The sequence below is a fragment of the Bacillus sp. VT 712 genome (genome assembly GCF_001614195.1).
Taxonomy (GTDB): Bacteria; Bacillota; Bacilli; order Bacillales; family Bacillaceae_H; genus Priestia; species Priestia flexa.
Genome location: NZ_LWBK01000037.1, coordinates 1 through 17,894, shown reverse-complemented (window position 1 = coordinate 17,894; position 17,894 = coordinate 1). Strand labels below are relative to the sequence as shown.

Here is a 17,894-nt window from a genome sequence, read left to right as displayed (position 1 = left end):
TTTTTCACCTAATCACGCCTGTTGGAATACAAATTGGAGATTGATCCACCGGGTTTTTAATAATCGTTGAAGATAAACGAAAAACGTCTTCAATCATTTTCTCTGTAAAGACCTCTTCAGGTGGACCTTCCTTATAAATAGTTCCTTCAGAGATACTAATTAAGTAATCACCATAGCGAGCAGCTTGATTTAGGTCATGCAGAACCATCAAAATTGTTCGCTTATGTTGTTGATTCAACGAACGCAGTAGTTCTAACACTTCGATTTTGTGAGCCAAATCAAGATACGTCGTTGGCTCATCGAGCAGCAAAAGGTCCGTTCCTTGAGCAAGAGCCATCGCAATCCATGCTCGCTGACGTTATCCACCTGAAAGAGCATCAAGCGTACGTTCACTGAAAGCATCCATACGCGTTGCACGCAAAGCTTCGTCAACAATTTGGTAGATAGTCTTAGTAAACAAATAGTATTTCGACAAAAACAAACCGCTTCTTTCACGTCGAAAGAAGCGGTTTGTTTTTGTCATAATACATACGTAGCAAGTGCTTTTTGCACCTCATAAATATTTTTGTCTTTACGAAACTCTTTTACGATTGGAGCCGTTGAGCTTGAAACCCAGATAACAAGTTCTGCGTCTAAATCAAATGTTCCAGCCGTTTCGACGCTAAAGTGCGTAATATTTCTATATGGAATGGAATGATAGCTGGTTTTCTTGCCAGTTACACCTTGCTTATCAATTAAAATTAATCGCTTGTTTGAAAAAACAAAGATATCTCGGATCAGTTTAAACGCATGCTCTACCTGTTCTCCCTGTACCAAAATGTCTCGCAAATCTTTTTCTACTGAGGACACGCTCACTTCAGATGCATTGCCCATTAAACCATCTAGTAAACCCATATGATTCACTCCTTTACTATTCCTACTGCTTTTACCCTATATTATAGGTTCATAAACAGCTGGTACTATTACATACGTTTCAAATGTAGTTATGTTTCAGTTTTTTTTACATAGATTGTAAAGTGAATTCAAAAAGAAAGGATGTTGTCATTGTTTTTTCATAAAAAAGAACTCCAATATCTTTCGAAACCCGACCGTCCTGATCCCGTTTTTGCCAGACAGCTGCAAGAAGTTTTAGGTGGACAGTTTGGCGAGATTTCAGTTGCCATGCAGTATCTGTTTCAAGGTTGGAACGTTCGAGGAAACGGTAAGTACAAAGATTTGTTAATGGATACTGGAACAGAGGAGTTAGCTCACATTGAAATGCTCGCCACTATGATTGCTAGGCTGCTAGAAGGCGCACCAGTAGGAGATCTTGAAAAAGCTGCACAAGACCCTGTTATTGGAGCTATCCTTGGAGGTATGAACGTTCAGCATACGATTGTTTCAGGGCTTGGTGCGATGCCAGTTGACAGCATGGGTAACAAATGGAATGCAGGTTATATTGCAGCAAGTGGAAATCTATTAGCAGACTTCAGAGCCAACTTAAACGCTGAGTCTCAAGGTCGCTTACAAGTTGTTAGATTGTACGAATCAACAAACGATCGCGGTGTAAAAGATATGCTTTCATGGCTCATCGCCCGTGATACTATGCATCAAAATCAGTGGATTGCCGCCATTAAAGAACTAGAAGCAAAAGAAAACGTTGTTGTGCCTAGTACCTTCCCGAAAGAATTAGAAAAGCAAGAAGTTTCGTATGTGTTGTTTAATTTTTCTGAGGGTGAAAAAAGCGCGACAGGACGGTGGGCTAGCGGTACGAGTATGGATGGCCTTGGAACGTTTCAATACGTGCAGCAGCCTGAAGCATATGGTGGTAAACCTAACTTAAACCCTGCTCCTTTTTATATTCATAATACACTTCCAAAAAACTTACGCCCTTCTTCTCATACACTTCCTCCTTCACATATGTAAACAAATCTTTTCTCCATCACAGGTTGATGGAGATTTTTTTATCATTGCTCTTTACTTTCTGTTAGGATAAGAATTAGATACTGAATTTTTCTTTACAGGAGATGACAAAATGATTGAAAGAATTTATTATACGTCCCCTTATACAACAAAGTGGACTGCTTCTATTTTATCTGCATTTGAAAGCAACAATCATTATTACGTTGAGCTAAACAAAACTGCTTTTTATCCTGAAGGTGGTGGTCAACCATCTGATACTGGTACTATCGCAGGTCATAAAGTATTAGATGTCGTGGAAAAAGATCATTCCATCTTCCACGAAATTGACACATTATTAGAAGTAAATACTCGAGTAGAGTGTGAGATTAATTGGAACCGTCGCTTTGATCATATGCAGCAACATACAGGGCAACATTTGCTCTCAGCAATCTTAAGCGATGTGTTTAACATACATACTGTAAGTTTTCATTTAGGCAAAGATATCGCTTCAATTGATGTAAATGTTTCTTCCATTAATGAAGATACGTTAATAGAAATTGAACAAACAGTAAATAAAGCCATTTATGCGAATAAACCGTTAAGCACATATTATGTATCACAAGATCAGTTATCAACTCTTTCTCTTCGTAAAATGCCTGATTTAGAGGATGAGCAAATTCGAATCGTCGAGATTGATACGCTAGATATTTCAGCGTGCTGCGGAACCCACGTAAGAAGCACGGGAGAGCTAGGTATTATTAAGCTATTGAAAACTGAAAAACAGCGAGGACAAATTCGATTATTTTTCAAATGCGGCATGAGAGCGCTAAAAGATTATGAACAAACTCACCGCATTCTTTCTCACGTCAGCCACCATTTTAGTACAAAAAGTGAGCTTATCTTAGAGAGATTACAAAAACTAGAAGCTGATTTCAAAATACTTAGCAAACAAAACGAAGTACTAAAATCTGAAAATGCTCATTATTTAGCTCAATCTCTTCTTGATAAAAAGCAAGGTATTGTTTTAGTTCATGAATTTGAAGATAAAACGTTAAAGGATGGACAAGCTATTATTAAGCAGCTGCTTCAAACTGAGAATATGATTGGTATTTTCTCCTCCTCTTTAGAACCAAAAGTTATATTAGCACATAGTACCGATAGAATTCACAGCGGAAACCTCTTTAAAGAGCATCTTAATCGATTTAATGGAAAAGGTGGCGGAGGTATAAACCAAGCGCAGGCGCAGTTTTCAACGATGGAAGATCGTAACCACTTTATCTCCTATCTCCAAGAATACTTACAAAAAGTATAAAAAAACCACGCGTTAAGCGTGGTTTTTTTATAAGTAATAGCTAATAAACAATCCAACTGACAACAATAGTCCGAAGAATGTATTTGTTTGCGCAGTAGATTTCATTGCAACAATCATATTCATCGGTGGCGTACCCGACACAAATCCTTTAATAGCTCTAATTGGTTTTGGGATACTTAAGAAAACTAACAGCGCAAATGCACCAACCACTCCTGTTATGACAAGAACAACAATCCAAATATATGAAATAACAAATAAAAATCCAAGAAAATAAACTGCTTTCTTTTCGCCTAGTAAAATGGCTAGTGTTTTACGTCCGCCTTTTGTGTCTTCTTCGATATCACGAATATTATTTGATAAGTTAATTGCCCCAACTAAAAAAGCAATAGGAATTGAAACAAGAATACTTTCTGTCGTTATGAAGTCCGTTTGAATATAAAAAGAAATTAAAATAAACAGAGCCCCCATACATACACCCGCAAACAGCTCTCCAAAAGGTGTATAAGCAATCGGCAGTGGTCCTCCTGTATATAAATACCCAATTGCCATACCGAATAGTCCGACAAGCGCTAACCACCATGTACTGCTCATACAGATGTAAACACCTAATAATAAAGAAAGTCCATAGCAAGCTAAGGCAAGCTGCAACACGGTTTTCGGCTTCATTCCATCGCGCACAATGGCACCGCCAATCCCTACTGAGTCTTCCGTATCTAGCCCTCTTTTAAAATCATAGTATTCATTAAATAAGTTCGTCGCGATTTGAATAAACAAACACGCAAAAAGCATGGCTAAAAATAACCATACATCAACTTGTCCAACATACATTGCCATCACTGTTCCAATTAACACCGGTACAAACGAAGCTGTTAATGTATGGGGACGAGTTAACTGCCACAGTACTGTTTTTAGCGGTCTTTTAGGTTGAGCGTAACTCGTTTGACTCATCATCCTCTTCCTTTCATTTTAAAAGTGAACATGTCACCTTTCTCTTTCTAGTTGATAATTGTAGAAAGCGACCATACACAGCTTACATATTTCTAAAAAACAAGTAAACGTTTTTATTTTAATACTACTTTTTATTATCTGGTACAGCTTTTCCTATTCAACGCCTATCCATTATAACAAAAAGTTCACACATTCGACATAGAATTATATCAAAAAAATAACGATTGGAAGTTGGTCAACGTCTGTCGCAAAGCACTACATGTAAAAGAGTTTGGGACATAACAAAATGATTGCTTCTAAAAGACGAACACTAGCTGTTCCCATCTCTTTAGTTTTTCTGAACACGTTCGTTCCATTGCGCTACGGCCACTCGCTTTCCAAACGGTTTTTCCCAATCAACAAAAAGCCCGAACGATTAAAAGTTGTGAACTCTCAATCGTTCAGGTATAGTAGGGGCTGAACTACTTATGTCTCAGTCTCTCTTCTTTGTTCATACGACGCAAAAATAAAGCGACCTTGATCATAAAATACGTAACCTCTTCAGGTACGGCTTCTTTAATTGGCTTTAGCTTATCATCTCCGACCAATTCAACCGCTTCGTTGACAAGCTCTTGCTGTTTAGTTGTTAAAATGGTATGCCAATCTATTTCGTAACCTTCTTCGGCACATTTAAATAAATGATTTTCAACTGTTTGCGTACTTAATTCTCGCTTTGCTGCAATCTCTTGAATGGAGGAACCCTCTCTCCACATTTGATAAGACTCTAGATGAGACCCTTGCTTAGATGCACTTTTTGCTTTTTTTTCCCTCTGTACTTCAATGATCTGCCTCTCCCGGTCAGGGTGTTCAGCGCAAAAGCTCACAATCGCTTTAATAAAGCGATCTCCATACTTATCGAGCTTTTGGGAACCTACTCCTTTTACATTCTCAAACTCAGATACAGTCTCAGGAAGCTTTGCACACATATCCCGAAGCGTATCGTCTGAAAAAATAACAAAAGGAGGAACGTTTTCAAGCTCGGCTATTTCTTTTCGTAAAGCGCGCAGGTGCATAAACAGCTCATCATCCTGCACAAGCTGATTCACTTGAATTTGTTCTTTTCTCATTACTTTTTCTTCACCAAGAAGTACCCCTTTTCCCTTAGCTGCGACAGAAAGAGTTGGAAAAGACCCTTGTCCAACCAAAATATACTGCTCTGAAATAAGAAATTCGATAAACTCACTTACTTCTTTTAACGACTGCTTGCTCATTACTCCATAGGTAGAGAGTTGGTCAAAGCGAAAGTCTAGAATCTTTTTGTTTTTAGAACCCGTTAATACTTGAGCAATCATTGTCTTACCAAAACGCTCTCCCATTCGAATCATACAAGATAAAACCTTTTGTGTATCAACCGTTACATCAACAGCTGTACGAGTATCTGTACAGTTGCTACAGCGACCGCAAGCATGAGCTTCCTCTTCACCAAAGTAGTGTAAAATGTATGCCTGCAAACATTCTTCTGTGTGACAATAATTTACCATTTGCTGTAGCTTCTCCAGATCTTGAACAAGCTTTCCTGAATGGTTAGTTGACTGCTCAATTAAAAAGCGCTGAACGCGAATATCCTGAGCCGAATATAAAACTATACACTCACTCGGCAAACCATCTCGCCCTGCGCGACCCGCTTCTTGATAATAGCTTTCCATGTTTTTTGGAAGCTGATAGTGAATGACGAAACGAATATTGGACTTGTCAATTCCCATTCCGAAAGCAGAGGTAGCAACCATAAGGGTTACGTCATCCTGTAAAAAGCGGTTTTGCTCATGATCTCGACTTGATGCACTCATTCCAGCGTGATATTTCCCCACTTGTATACCTAAGCTTTGCAAATGTTCATGTAAACTGTCCACTTCTTGGCGCGTTGCGGCATAGATAATACCAGCTTCTTGCTCATTTTTCTTTACATACTCATCGATATAAGATAGACGGTCTTGCCCTTTAACAACGGTAAACGACAGATTAGAACGCTCAAACCCTGTCATGACCGTATTTTGTTCCTGAATTTGTAAAGCTGTACAAATATCTTCTCGAACCTGAGGCGTAGCAGTAGCCGTCAGCCCAACCACTATTGGCTTGCTCGGTAGCTCGGAAATTAAGCTGCTAATTCGTAGATAGCTAGGCCTAAAATCATGGCCCCACTGTGAAATACAGTGTGCTTCATCAACCGCGATTAAAGGGATAGGTAACGATTTAAGTTGCTCAAAGAAAAACGGTGACTCTAGGCGTTCCGGTGCTATGTATAAAAGTTTATACACACCAAGAGAAACTTCTTCTAATCTCTCTTCCACTTCTGACGATGTGAGTGAGCTGTTAATATACGTTGCTGATATTCCAGCTTCATTCAGCGCGTCCACCTGATCCTTCATTAGGGAAATCAGTGGCGAAATAACGATTGTTGTTCCTTCTAATAAAAGTGATGGGATTTGATAACAAATGGACTTCCCTCCACCTGTAGGCATGATACAAGCGGTATTATGACCTTCTAAAATATGACGTATCGTCTGCTCTTGCCCTTGGCGGAAGCTGTCGTAGCCAAAATAAGTTTTCAACTGTGATAACGCTTTTTCAAATAACAAAGAAACTCCTCCTTACAAAATACATATCGGGGAATAAGCGAAGAAATTATCTTGTGGGTAATGGATTCATTTTATCAAAAAGTACTAGGAGTTCCTAGAAAATCTTTTGTTTCTTTAGACAAAGTGAGTATTATTTCTTAAAAAGGAAATAATTTAAATATACAAAAAATGCAAAATAATTGATTGCATTGATTCACACTATTGAAGCATTAACAACGTATTTAAAAACAATTAACACCAACAAGCACGAACCATTACATATAGGAGAAGCTATGGGATGCTGGCTTTATTTTACTACGCTTACCGAAGAAATACCGGCCGTTGAAACGTCTTTACATACAACAACAGATAAAACGCTATTAGAACTTGCTCATGAATCAAAACTGTTAGCTTTGACTCAGCGAGATAAGCTCAAGGAATTCATGCTACAAGAAGGGATACCACTTTCTGATATTCCAGCTCCAAAACCAAAATCTGATCCTCACCAAATACCTCTGGTTGTACGCGCAACAGATTCTGAAATTGCTAATTTAATGGCAGAATCTGTTGCTTCGAACATCATTATGTGCAGTACAAACATTAGTCAATCCATCCGTAATGATGTTGGTATGCTCTGGCTAAAGTTTCATAGTGAAAAGGTTGCCTTTGGCTTTAAGGTAAAAGAAACACAGCGGGAAAAAGGCTGGTTAAAAAACCGCCAAGCTACACTCCTCCAGGTTCTTAAATTCACATGTGTAAATTTTTTCGACATTTTTGGTTTAACTTTCTCCAAAACGTCTATATACATAGCAAGGAGATTGATATTCTCCTTAAAGAACGAATGAACTTAACCATTAGCACGTTGCACGTACTAAAACTAGGAGGTTTTACAAATGACAAACGTAAAAGTAGTCGAAAATGGTGTTCAGGCAAAAGAAACGATTGATCAATTCTTACGAAGTGGATATACGAAAGATGAAGTTTATTTGCTCGCACATCACAAAGAACGCTCCAAGCATTTAACAGACGCAACGGATGTAAACAACATTGGATTATCAGAACAAGGACTAACTGATTCAGTCGCAAACATTTTCCGTTCACGAGGAGATGAGCTTCGTTCAAAAATGGAATCGCTTGGGTTATCTCAAGTAGAGGCTGAAAAGTATGAAGAAGAATTGGACAAGGGTCGCGTTTTAGTCGTGGCCAGTAAAAGTGCATAATTAAAAAGACGCGACTAGTAGTCGCGTCTTTTTACCTGTTTTTCCTTAATCGTTTTCAATGTGAAATCATATTCCCAAACGCTTGAAGTTGTTAATTCTACACATGCTAATCTCCCTTTGCTCACAACCTGAGCTCCGAGGTCGATTCCAATTCTCGCCCCGTCAAACGCTACGTTCGGTGCCGGCGTATGTCCGTGGACAACAGGTTTACCGTTTGTTTCTTGCAGGAGGCGATTAATTGGCGTTTGATAAAACTCTTTGCGGGGTAACCACAAGTTGCTTCTATTAATAAAAGCAGTTTTATAAGGTAGTTGAAAGCCAGCATGCGCATAAACGTATTCATTATCTTCAAAAATAAGAGGTAGGTCTTTTACCCACTGAATGGCTTCATCAATACCCTGTTTCCCAAATGCTTCAATAATGGTGCTCGAAGAACGTTGCCCACCAAACTGCGACCACATCGGATTTTTACCTTCAATATACCAAAGCATCATTTCTTCATGATTTCCGATTGTGACGTGAACGTGTTCATACGCTTCATTTAATCTTTTTATTTCTTTTAAAACTTCACCGCTATAGGGACCACGATTAATCATATCTCCTACGATTACGAGCTGATCTATGTTTGGGTTAAATTTCACCGCCTCTAATAAACGCATCATTTCATAATAACTGCCGTGAATATCACTTATTGCAAATTTTCTCACGCTGCCCTCTCCTTTTTACTTCATGAATCTATTATACGCATAGGCCAGTTGGTTTTGAACTCGCTAAAAAAGCCGCTAGCGACTTTTTTAATCACAAGATTTTATGTATTGTTTTCAATCTTTACTTTTACGCTCCCAACCTTGAGGTCGAGCCCATAATCAATGATAAACAAAATGGAAGCTAAGATAAATTCAGCACCAAAGGATAGCGTAATTCCTTTAACGAATGTATCCGCTGTGTAAACAGCAAACCAAGAGAACCAAATGTCGATAGTGGCAATTAAAATGAAGCGGCTTAAAGCTGATGTAGCGAAGGGTTTAAATAGTGAAATCAGCGCTCTAGAAAGTAAATCTACTATGCTTCCAACAATCAGTACAAGCAAAACAAACCATAAAAAAGCACCTGTTGTTGTATACGTAACTCCCACAAATTTAAATATGCCTAAGAGACCAAAAAAGTATACTCCTGCGATAACAACAAGCGCTACGATGATAATTAGCGTAACGAATGAAATCGCAATTACCTTGGACATCATATCTTCTTTTTTCTTTTGTTTTCTCATTCTATCTCCTTTACTGTTAGGGTTAAGTTAAATTATACCAAAAACCAACAAAAAAAGGGCTAGAAAAATCTAGCTCCTTCTTTCTTGTCACTCTTTTTTCTTCAGCGCTTGCTTTAATGCATCCCCTAAGCTTGAGCCAAAGTCACTGTCGTCACTGTATTTATTAAGCAGTTTTCTTTCTTCTCGCTTCGTCATTTTTTTCTTTTTGTCTTCTGCTTTTTCAACAACTTGACACTGACGACATTGGAAATACTTACCTGCTTTTCCGTCGTGAATTTCCATCTTTTTATGGCACTGTGGACAGCGACGATTGGATAACTTTGGATCTTTAGAACGTCGGTAGCTACATTCAAGGCTAGAGCAAACAAGTACTCTCCCTTGCTTTGTCTTTTTCTCTTTTAAGAATGAGCCACATTCTGGACATTTTGATCCTGTTAAGTTATGAGGCTTATACGTTTCTTCACTCGTTTTTACCTGCTGCACAAGCTTTGCTGTTTGCTTGCGAATGTTAGCTAAAAATTCTTTTGCGTTTCCTTTTCCTTTTGCAATTGCTTCTAGCTCTCGTTCCCATTTGGCTGTTAAATCAGGTGATTTTAGTTCATCTGCTACAAGCGAAATAAGCTGCTTTCCTTTTGGCGTCGGATGCAGACGGTTATTTTGTCGATCAATGGACTCATTTTGTAATAGCTTCTCAATAATATCAGCACGAGTTGCTGGCGTTCCAAGATTATGCTTTTCCATTTGAGCAAGTAAATCCGCTTCTGAATGACGAAGAGGTGGTTCTGTTAAAGCATGCTTCATTTCAACCGATTTAATGGATAAAGCAGCGCCTTCTTGTAAATGAGGTAACGATGCCTCTTCTAAATCACTATTAGTTACTTGTTTAAATCCAAGGTTTATCACTCGTTTTCCTTGTGCTACAAGCTGCTCTCCGTTCGCTTCAAGCTCTACTTTTACCGTTTCAAATTCGTACGCAGGGTAAAATAGTGCCATGAAGCGCTTAGCAATTAAATCATACAGTTTGCGCTCATCCGAAGATAAATCCTGCAAGAAGACAGGCTGGTCGGTTACGATAATCGCATGGTGATCGCTGACTTTTTCATTGTTCACTACGCGTTTTGGCAGCTGTGCATTTTTAGCAATCAGTGGCCTCACTTCTTCTTTATAGGCACCTGATACGGCTTCTAATCGCTCTTTCATCGTTCCAACCATATCCGTTGTGAGGTAGCGAGAATCTGTTCGTGGGTAGGTTACGAGCTTGTGTTGCTCATATAATTTTTGTAACACGTTTAACGTCTTTTTAGCTGAAAATCCGAAGCGCTTGTTAGCATCTCGCTGCAGTTCATTTAAATCGTATGGAAGAGGCTGTGCTTCTTTCATTACTTTCTTTTTGACATGCTTAATTATGGCTTCACCCGCAAGTTTATCACGAAGTTCTTTTGCTTTTTCTTCATTAAAAATGCGCTTTTCTTGGCCGCCTTGCCACTTTGCTTCAAACCCAGGTAAAACTGCGGTTAACGTCCAGTACGGCTGCGGCTTGAATGCTTGAATTTGCTGTTCCTTTTCGATAATCATGGCTAGAGTTGGAGTTTGTACCCTTCCTGCTGATAAAGGCTCTTCATACTTTGTTGTTAGCGCACGGGTAACGTTGAGGCCAATTAGCCAATCTGCTTCTGAGCGACAAACAGCTGAATCATACAGGCGATTAAACTCTTTTCCAGGCTTTAGTTCTCGAAACCCTTGCTTAATCGCTTTATCTGTTTGAGATGAAATCCACAAGCGTCTAAATGGCTTGTTCCATCTTACTTTTTCCATGATCCATCTCGCAACAAGCTCTCCTTCGCGCCCTGCATCTGTTGCAATAATTAACTCTTTGATGTCGCTACGTTTAGCCAGTTGAGAAACTGTTCGAAACTGTGGGCTTGTTTTTTTAATCACCTTCAGTTTCATTTTCTCTGGCATAATCGGTAAATCTTCCATTCGCCACGTTTTATATTGATTATCATAATCTTCTGGTGTTTGCAATTCAACCAAATGACCTAATGCCCATGTTACGACATATTCAGGTCCTTCAATATAGCCTTTTTTCGTTTGAGTGCAGCCAAGTACACGTGCTAAATCTCGCGCAACGCTTGGCTTTTCTGCTAATACAAGTGATTTCATTTTATGTATACCTCCAATTCACTTGTTCCATTATACATGTATTATGATTGTTTGTGTATGATTAGATAAGTTTACATAATAATTTTATAGTCTATTATAAATAAAAAAACCATAGTAAAAGCCATCCGTCAAAAGACGAATGGCTAACTGTATATAAAATCTCATTCTATCTCTTTTTTTATTTATAGTGTCCATACTATTTTCTTCTCTTTACTTCCTACAATCACCTTCTTAACTTGCCTCAAGACTGATCTATGATTTTATGTCGGGTTTAACATTATTTACTGTAAGCAGTGTTTACTTATCGCTCATATATTATAGTAACAGTAAATTCTTTATTGTAGACAAAAAGGAGATGCTCAATCGGTGACATTTAAGGAGACTTTCACTTATCACGCTAATTCCTTATTCTCTAATAGCAGTACCACTACAAGTATTGTTAAATAAATGGCCTAAGAAATTTAATATCCTCTACTTGTTAATTTACTGTTTGATAGCTACTCTATTTCTTTATGTTTCCTATAAGCTTAAAGGAAATTGGTCTACTCCAATTAACAATCATGGTGTCATCTTGGCATTTGCAGTAAGCGCAGCAGTTATATACTGGTTTTGGGATTCTATTATTATGAACAGGGATGAGTATCCTTATTATTAAAATTGAGACTAATTCCTTAACTAATTTATATAGAACTGATTATTGATGGATTTTCATTAAATTCAAGTCACCATAATTCATGTTATCGAAAGTAAAGAAGCTCACTTATAAAAAGTGAGCTCTAAAATGAATACTAAGCCTATTCAATCAATAGCGCAATATTCCTCCCGAATGGTTCTTCTCTTTTTCCTCATAAAAATCCCCTCGGTAGTATACAGAATAGATTGCTTTCTTTTACTTGTCTACCATAAGAGAAACATACCATATTTCGCAAAGCTTTTTATATAAAAACTCTTTTTAAATCCGGTTCAAGAAAGCTATTAAATAATTTTTAAAACGCTTTCAATTATTTGTTTATATTTCGGAAAATAAGAGACCCTGATTAAGTTCTATATAGCTCTCTATTGAATTAAATCTTATTTTGTTAAATTAATCCCAATTAACGTAGGTTGATCGCTACTTCTATAAAATTTTTTCAGCCCTGTTTATCCTGATTTCAATGAATGTGTTCTATTAAAGATTTATAACTTTTTCGTTAGTTAATGAGCGTCGACGCTCAAGTTCAACATCCATTGCTGCACGCTTAGCATCGAGGTTATAAAACCACATTGTTATTCCGATAAGTAAACAAATAGCCAAGGGTACCCATATAAAAACAAGTTCAATATAGGTTAAAGTGGTTGAACTTTGTATAGCATTTGGCACATAACCACCCATTTTTAGAATAACTCCTACGAACGCACTTCCCAGTCCGAGACTTACTTTTACAAAAAAACCTTGAAAAGCAGCAATCATACCCGCAATACTTCTATGATTTTTGTACTCTGAATAATCGATAATGTCTGGTTGAATCGCAAATGTGATGCCAAAGATACCATAAATTCCGAGTCCGGTTATCGCTAGTCCTGCTATGAGTAAAAAAGGGGAAGATTTTCCGAGATATATTACTAAATCTCCGATAATATAAATGGCAGTACTCATAAGCAATACATTCTTCTTTGTCATCTTTTTTTGAAGCCAAGGTAAAATAATTAACATGGGTAGCCCTGATAGAATTCCGAATAGACCAACGAAAGTTAACCAGCCTTCATGTCCAAGATTATACGTAAAGTAATAGATTACAGTCGTATTTCTTATGACAAAAAGGGCGAAATAGAGAAAATTCACAATAAAAAAAATAAATGCTTGGTCCGTTAACCCTTTAAAATCTTGTTTAAAAGAGGATTTCCCTGGTTGAGTCGACGGTGGAACAACCTCTTTCGTATTCATAAAAGTGAACACAAATATTAACATTGCTGCAATGGCATAAATGCTCATCGTAATTAAAAATCCTTTTTGTGGATCTCCATGTCCGAAAAATTTTACTAGTGGCGTTGTAATGGACATTACTAAAGCAGTTCCAATCAATGCACAAATCATTCTTGTCGACACTAACCAATTTCGTTCATGGTTATCTGAAGTTAACCTTGGTACAATTGTATTCAGTGGTATATTTACCACTGTATAAGCAATGTTCAACAAACAATAAGTGGCATAGGCCCAAATAATTTTCCCCATCATATTGAAATCAGGAACAATAAAAGTCACTATAGTAAATAGAGCAAAAGGAATAGCTCCTATCAGGAAATAGGGTCTTCCTTGACCCCATTTCGTATGCGTTCTATCAACCAACACCCCCATCCCAATATCTGCAAAAGCATCAATTATTTTTGTTACTAACATTAAAGTACCAGCCACTGCGGCTGTTATTCCAAAAACATCGGTATAAAAAAACAAAAGGTAAGATGCCATTGTGCTAAATACCAAATTGCATCCTAAATCGCCAACACCATATCCAATTCTCTTTTTCCATTTATCCATGTGTATTACCCCACAATTTTAAATTGTTTTTTGTAGTATAGGATCTTCATAGTTTTCGAATGAAAGCCTTGTTAGCGTTCTCATATCATTTTTTAAATTATTGTATATAGATTTGTAAACCTTGTAATAGTCATTATACTTCTCATGACTCTTCTTATTTGGCATGATTTTTTCATCTAACACTTGCCATTGTTTCACATCTTCATAAGATAACAGCCCTGTTCCAATTCCAGCTAGCATGACATCTCCCATATTTGCCTCTACATCATGTATTGGACAAACAATCGGATAGCCAGTTACATCAGCAAAGATTTGTCTCCACAATTTTGATTTTGTTACTCCCCCAGCAAGCAGGATAGATTTACCCAAATTTTCTCCAGTCGCTTCCATTGCATCTCGCAAAGAAAATGCGACCGCTTCCAAAAATGCACGGTAAATATGAGCTTTTGTATGGGCTAATGAAAGTCCCACAATCGTCCCCTTTGCATCTGAATCCCAAACAGGACTTCTTTCTCCCATAAAGTAAGGAAGTACAATTAGGCCTTCACTACCAACAGGAATGGTTTCTGCTTGTTCATTTAATACATCATAGGCATTCTTTCCACCGGATTTTTCCACTTCAACTTCAAATTGGCACATTGTTTGACGAAACCATTTTACAATCGCCCCTGCGGTAGCACCACCAGCAAAATAATAAGAAAGCCTTTTTGCGTCGTATAGATATGGCCAAACAATCAGATCTTTTCCTTTCACTGGTTTGTCTGAAACCAATGCTGCACACATTGAAGTTCCGATCGCTGCTGCATAAACACCTGGTTCAAATACCCCAAGTCCAATGTTTGCAGCACCGCAATCAATACCACTTGCTATCACAGGCATTCCTTCGGAAAGCCCTAATTCAACTGCAGCTTCTTTCGTTAATCTACCGACAATGTCTGTTGATTCTACAATCTTCTCTGGCATCATTGACAGAGGAATACCCATCTCTTCCATCATTTCTTTAGACCAGCTTCTATTGTTCATATCAAAAATACCGCCGATATTTCCTGCAGAAGAATAATCAATCGCAATTTTCCCTGTTAGTTTATAAATAACGTAATCATTTGGGGGCAAAAACAGCTTTGTCTTTTTCCAGTTTTCTGGTTCATGCTTTTTCATCCATAAGATTTTGGTATAACCATAATAGGGATCAGCTCCATTGTGAGTAATTTCTAAAAGTCTTTTTTCTCCAATATTATCTAAAACCCATTTTGTTTCTTCTTCTGCTCTACGATCCATCCAAATCATACAAGGTCTCACCGGTTCCATATTTTCATCCAAAGGAATACCAGAACCACCATACAAACCACTGATAGCAATTCCTTTTATTTTTTCCGCAGCAATCCCTGATTTCTGCACTGTATTTCTAATAGAAGTTTTGGTAGCCTGAAGCCATACTTCAGGCCATTGTTCAGCCCATAATGGCTTTGGGGTTAATACATCATATTCCTGTAAGTCTTGGGCAATTAGATTACCTTCTGTATCCATTAAAATTGTCTTGGTACCGGATGTTCCAATATCTGTACCGAGTAAATAATGCATATATAGCCCTCCAATCTTGAAAATTAGAATCTGTTAGTCTATTAAATACAAGTAAAAGCACCATCTACTACAAAGTCTGCTCCTGTGGTGAAGCTGCTAGTATCTCCAGCAAGATAGACACATATAGATTGAAGTTCTTCTGGTCTTCCCATTCTCTTAAGGGGAGCCATTTGATTCCATTGCTCGATTAATGGCAGCAAACTTGGAGAATTTAATGTAAGTTCTGTACCCATATAGCCTGGGCTAATACAATTTACACGTACATTTCTTGTAGCCCATTCTACTGCCAGAGATTTTGTCAACTGAATTACTCCTGCTTTAGAAGCATTATAAGAACACTGGGGCTGAGGTACGTTCACAATGTGGCCTGACATAGAAGCCGTATTAATAATAGAACCGCCACCTTGCTTTAACATTATTTTTCCAGCTGCTTGAGCTGTTAAAAACACACCAGTTAGATTAATATCAATGACCTTTTTCCACTGATTAAAAGTCATTTCTTCTGCAGGTACATTCATACAGATTCCAGCATTACAGAAGGCAACATCTATACGACCAAAAACGTTAAGTATTTTTTCAATCATGTTATCTACATCTTCTGGTTTTGTGACATCGGCTTCAATTGCAATCGTTTCAACCTCATGATGTTCTTTTAACTCAGCTGCGGTTTTTTGAGCTGCTTCAAAATCCAGATCCACAATTGCTACATCGGCTCCTGCTTCAGCAAAAGCGATTGCAACACTCTTTCCAATACCTCTTGCTCCACCTGTGACAAAAATTTTCTTTTCATCTAATCTCATTTTTTCAATGATCCCCATATTTAATTCCCCCACTTTAAATAAAGTAGTTTTATAAAATAAATTTATAAAACTACTTTATATAATATATCCTTTTTATGTATGAGTCAATATAAAGAAATAGAAAAAGGTAAATTTACCCTTCACTTACTTTGCGAAAGTTGTTATTGCATCAGCTTCTGTGATATATTTTAATTGAAGTTAAAAGAAGAAATTTTATAAAATTTTTTTATATAATGAGGTTCTTTCATGGATAATAACATTACATTTAAAGATATAAAGAAAAGTAATTACTCGGCGATCTACCACCTTATTTATCAAAACGAGAGACTCTCCAAACAAGAAATTGCGAACCAACTTCATCTGAGTTTACCAACTGTAACCCAGAATTTAGTTCGTTTGGAAAAGGAAAAATTAATTGAAAAGAGTGGACAGTTTGAATCCTCTGTTGGTAGACGTGCAGTTGCTTATGCAATATGCCCACAGGCTCGTATTAGTATTGGTGTTGAAATTCTCAAAAAGACAGTTTGCATTTTAGCAATTGATTTGCTTGGTATTACATTTAAAAAAACGAAACTATCAATCAAATATTCAAATACAGACCGTTATTTCAAAGAAGTTAGCGATGCTGTAGATGATTTTATCTCGTCTCTTAATGTGGAAAAAGAGCAAGTTCTTGGTATTGGTTTTGCAGTACAAGCTTTAACATCAACTGATGGTAAGAGTATTACATATGGAAAAATATTAAACTGTACAGGTTTAGATATTCAGGTATTTTCACAGCATCTAGATTATCCTTGTGTGTTTTTCCATGATGCAAAGTGTGCAGCTACTACAGAACTGTGGATTAGAAATGATATTGGAGACATTATCTATTTGTCAATAGGTACCCATCTTGGGGGGGCTCTTATTATAAATAATCAAATTTATATGGGAAGAGAAGGGCATAGCGGTACGGTAGAACATATGACGATCGACCCTCATGGAGACCCATGTTACTGTGGAAAAAAAGGGTGTATGGAAACATTTTGTTCTGTTAGTGCCCTGTTAGAAGAAGATGAATCACTAGAATTCTTCTTTAAAGAATTACGATCTGGGAACACTTCCTATCAAGAGAGGTGGACTTCATTTTTAGATGTTTTAGCATTTTCAATCAATAATATTCATCTTGTTATTAACAGAGAGTTTATTCTAGGTGGACATATATCTCCTTACTTAAAAGAAAAAGACATTGAATTTCTTCACAAAAAAATTTATGATAAAACCCCATTTCCAAGTAATGAGGCCTTTATTCATATTAGCCGTTCGCCTGAAAATGGAGTTCCTATAGGTGCTGCTATACCATTCGTTCAATCTTTTTTAAATACAATTTAATTCACTAGCGTCGCATAAATTTTAACCGAATTTTCTGTTTTCTTATTTTTCCTTTTATAAAGAAAAACGAATACTCTTGAACAGAGGTAGTAAACATCCATTTTTTTACTATAACTGTTGACGAGTGTGACAGAGGCGGGAAACCCTTTATGGGACCGCTTTTCCTGCGATTTTTCGTAGCCATAAGTGAGCGGATTTCCATGGAGCTGCCTTCAGTAAACGACTAATTTGTAAGTACG

15 protein-coding genes and 1 pseudogene are annotated in these 17,894 nt (G+C 37.4%); 6 read left to right on the top strand and 10 right to left on the bottom strand.

The genetic code is table 11. The features are described 5' to 3' along the window. Positions 1-4: 4 nt before the first annotated feature. Positions 5-505: pseudogene (locus tag A2U94_RS16090) on the bottom strand (ABC transporter ATP-binding protein); the annotation flags it as partial. A gap of 14 nt (positions 506-519) precedes the next feature. Further along, positions 520-894, bottom strand: a complete 375-nt coding sequence (locus A2U94_RS16085) for a PH domain-containing protein (protein WP_025910221.1) — start codon at positions 892-894, stop codon at positions 520-522. A gap of 150 nt (positions 895-1,044) precedes the next feature. Here A2U94_RS16085 and A2U94_RS16080 point away from each other — a divergent pair, with 150 nt between their 5' ends. Continuing rightward, positions 1,045-1,905, top strand: a complete 861-nt coding sequence (locus tag A2U94_RS16080) for a manganese catalase (protein WP_025910223.1) — start codon at positions 1,045-1,047, stop codon at positions 1,903-1,905. A gap of 109 nt (positions 1,906-2,014) precedes the next feature. Beyond that, the gene (locus A2U94_RS16075; protein WP_025910225.1) at positions 2,015-3,193 is read left to right on the top strand and encodes an alanyl-tRNA editing protein; all 1,179 of its coding nucleotides are present in this window, start codon (positions 2,015-2,017) and stop codon (positions 3,191-3,193) included. 27 nt (positions 3,194-3,220) lie between these two features. Here the strand turns inward: A2U94_RS16075 and A2U94_RS16070 are convergent, their stop codons facing one another. Together A2U94_RS16070 and recQ are read right to left on the bottom strand one after the other, a co-directional pair. Beyond that, positions 3,221-4,141, bottom strand: a complete 921-nt coding sequence (locus tag A2U94_RS16070; protein WP_035320879.1) for a 1,4-dihydroxy-2-naphthoate polyprenyltransferase — start codon at positions 4,139-4,141, stop codon at positions 3,221-3,223. Between the two features lie 461 nt (positions 4,142-4,602). After that, positions 4,603-6,756 (bottom strand): DNA helicase RecQ, encoded by a 2,154-nt coding sequence (gene recQ / locus A2U94_RS16065; RefSeq protein WP_025910229.1) that lies wholly within the window; start codon positions 6,754-6,756, stop codon positions 4,603-4,605. Between the two features lie 179 nt (positions 6,757-6,935). On the opposite strand from recQ, the gene A2U94_RS16060 reads away from it, so the two are divergent. Further along, positions 6,936-7,580: a DUF3231 family protein gene (locus tag A2U94_RS16060; RefSeq protein WP_231882773.1), complete on the top strand. Its 645-nt coding sequence runs from the start codon at positions 6,936-6,938 to the stop codon at positions 7,578-7,580. A 48-nt stretch (positions 7,581-7,628) separates the two neighbouring features. Then, positions 7,629-7,955 (top strand): YflT domain-containing protein, encoded by a 327-nt coding sequence (locus A2U94_RS16055; protein WP_025910230.1) that lies wholly within the window; start codon positions 7,629-7,631, stop codon positions 7,953-7,955. A 14-nt stretch (positions 7,956-7,969) separates the two neighbouring features. On the opposite strand, the gene A2U94_RS16050 is transcribed toward A2U94_RS16055, so the two are convergent. From A2U94_RS16050 to A2U94_RS16040, 3 genes are all read right to left on the bottom strand, one after another. Then, positions 7,970-8,662, bottom strand: a complete 693-nt coding sequence (locus A2U94_RS16050) for a metallophosphoesterase (RefSeq protein ID WP_025910231.1) — start codon at positions 8,660-8,662, stop codon at positions 7,970-7,972. A gap of 101 nt (positions 8,663-8,763) precedes the next feature. Next, the gene (locus A2U94_RS16045) at positions 8,764-9,225 is read right to left on the bottom strand and encodes a YrvL family regulatory protein (RefSeq protein ID WP_025910232.1); all 462 of its coding nucleotides are present in this window, start codon (positions 9,223-9,225) and stop codon (positions 8,764-8,766) included. 87 nt (positions 9,226-9,312) lie between these two features. Further along, positions 9,313-11,388, bottom strand: a complete 2,076-nt coding sequence (locus tag A2U94_RS16040) for a DNA topoisomerase III (protein WP_025910233.1) — start codon at positions 11,386-11,388, stop codon at positions 9,313-9,315. Between the two features lie 436 nt (positions 11,389-11,824). On the opposite strand from A2U94_RS16040, the gene A2U94_RS20810 reads away from it, so the two are divergent. Continuing rightward, entirely contained in the window at positions 11,825-12,043 is a 219-nt protein-coding gene (locus tag A2U94_RS20810; protein WP_231882772.1) for a UPF0715 family protein, read from the top strand. Positions 12,044-12,556: 513 nt separating this feature from the next. Here A2U94_RS20810 and A2U94_RS16035 read toward each other — a convergent pair. From A2U94_RS16035 to A2U94_RS16025, 3 genes are read right to left on the bottom strand one after another with little or no spacing between them, the layout of a single operon-like run. Continuing rightward, positions 12,557-13,903: an MFS transporter gene (locus tag A2U94_RS16035; RefSeq protein ID WP_025910235.1), complete on the bottom strand. Its 1,347-nt coding sequence runs from the start codon at positions 13,901-13,903 to the stop codon at positions 12,557-12,559. An 18-nt stretch (positions 13,904-13,921) separates the two neighbouring features. Further along, positions 13,922-15,484 carry an FGGY-family carbohydrate kinase gene (locus A2U94_RS16030; protein ID WP_025910237.1) on the bottom strand — a complete coding sequence of 521 codons (1,563 nt, stop codon included), beginning with the start codon at positions 15,482-15,484 and terminating at the stop codon, positions 13,922-13,924. Positions 15,485-15,525: 41 nt separating this feature from the next. Next, positions 15,526-16,302, bottom strand: a complete 777-nt coding sequence (locus A2U94_RS16025) for an SDR family oxidoreductase (RefSeq protein ID WP_025910238.1) — start codon at positions 16,300-16,302, stop codon at positions 15,526-15,528. 228 nt (positions 16,303-16,530) lie between these two features. Between A2U94_RS16025 and A2U94_RS16020 the strand changes: the two genes are divergently transcribed. Continuing rightward, complete coding sequence (locus A2U94_RS16020) at positions 16,531-17,655, top strand: ROK family transcriptional regulator (RefSeq protein ID WP_025910239.1); 1,125 nt, start codon at positions 16,531-16,533, stop codon at positions 17,653-17,655. The last annotated feature ends 239 nt before the right edge of the window (positions 17,656-17,894 follow it).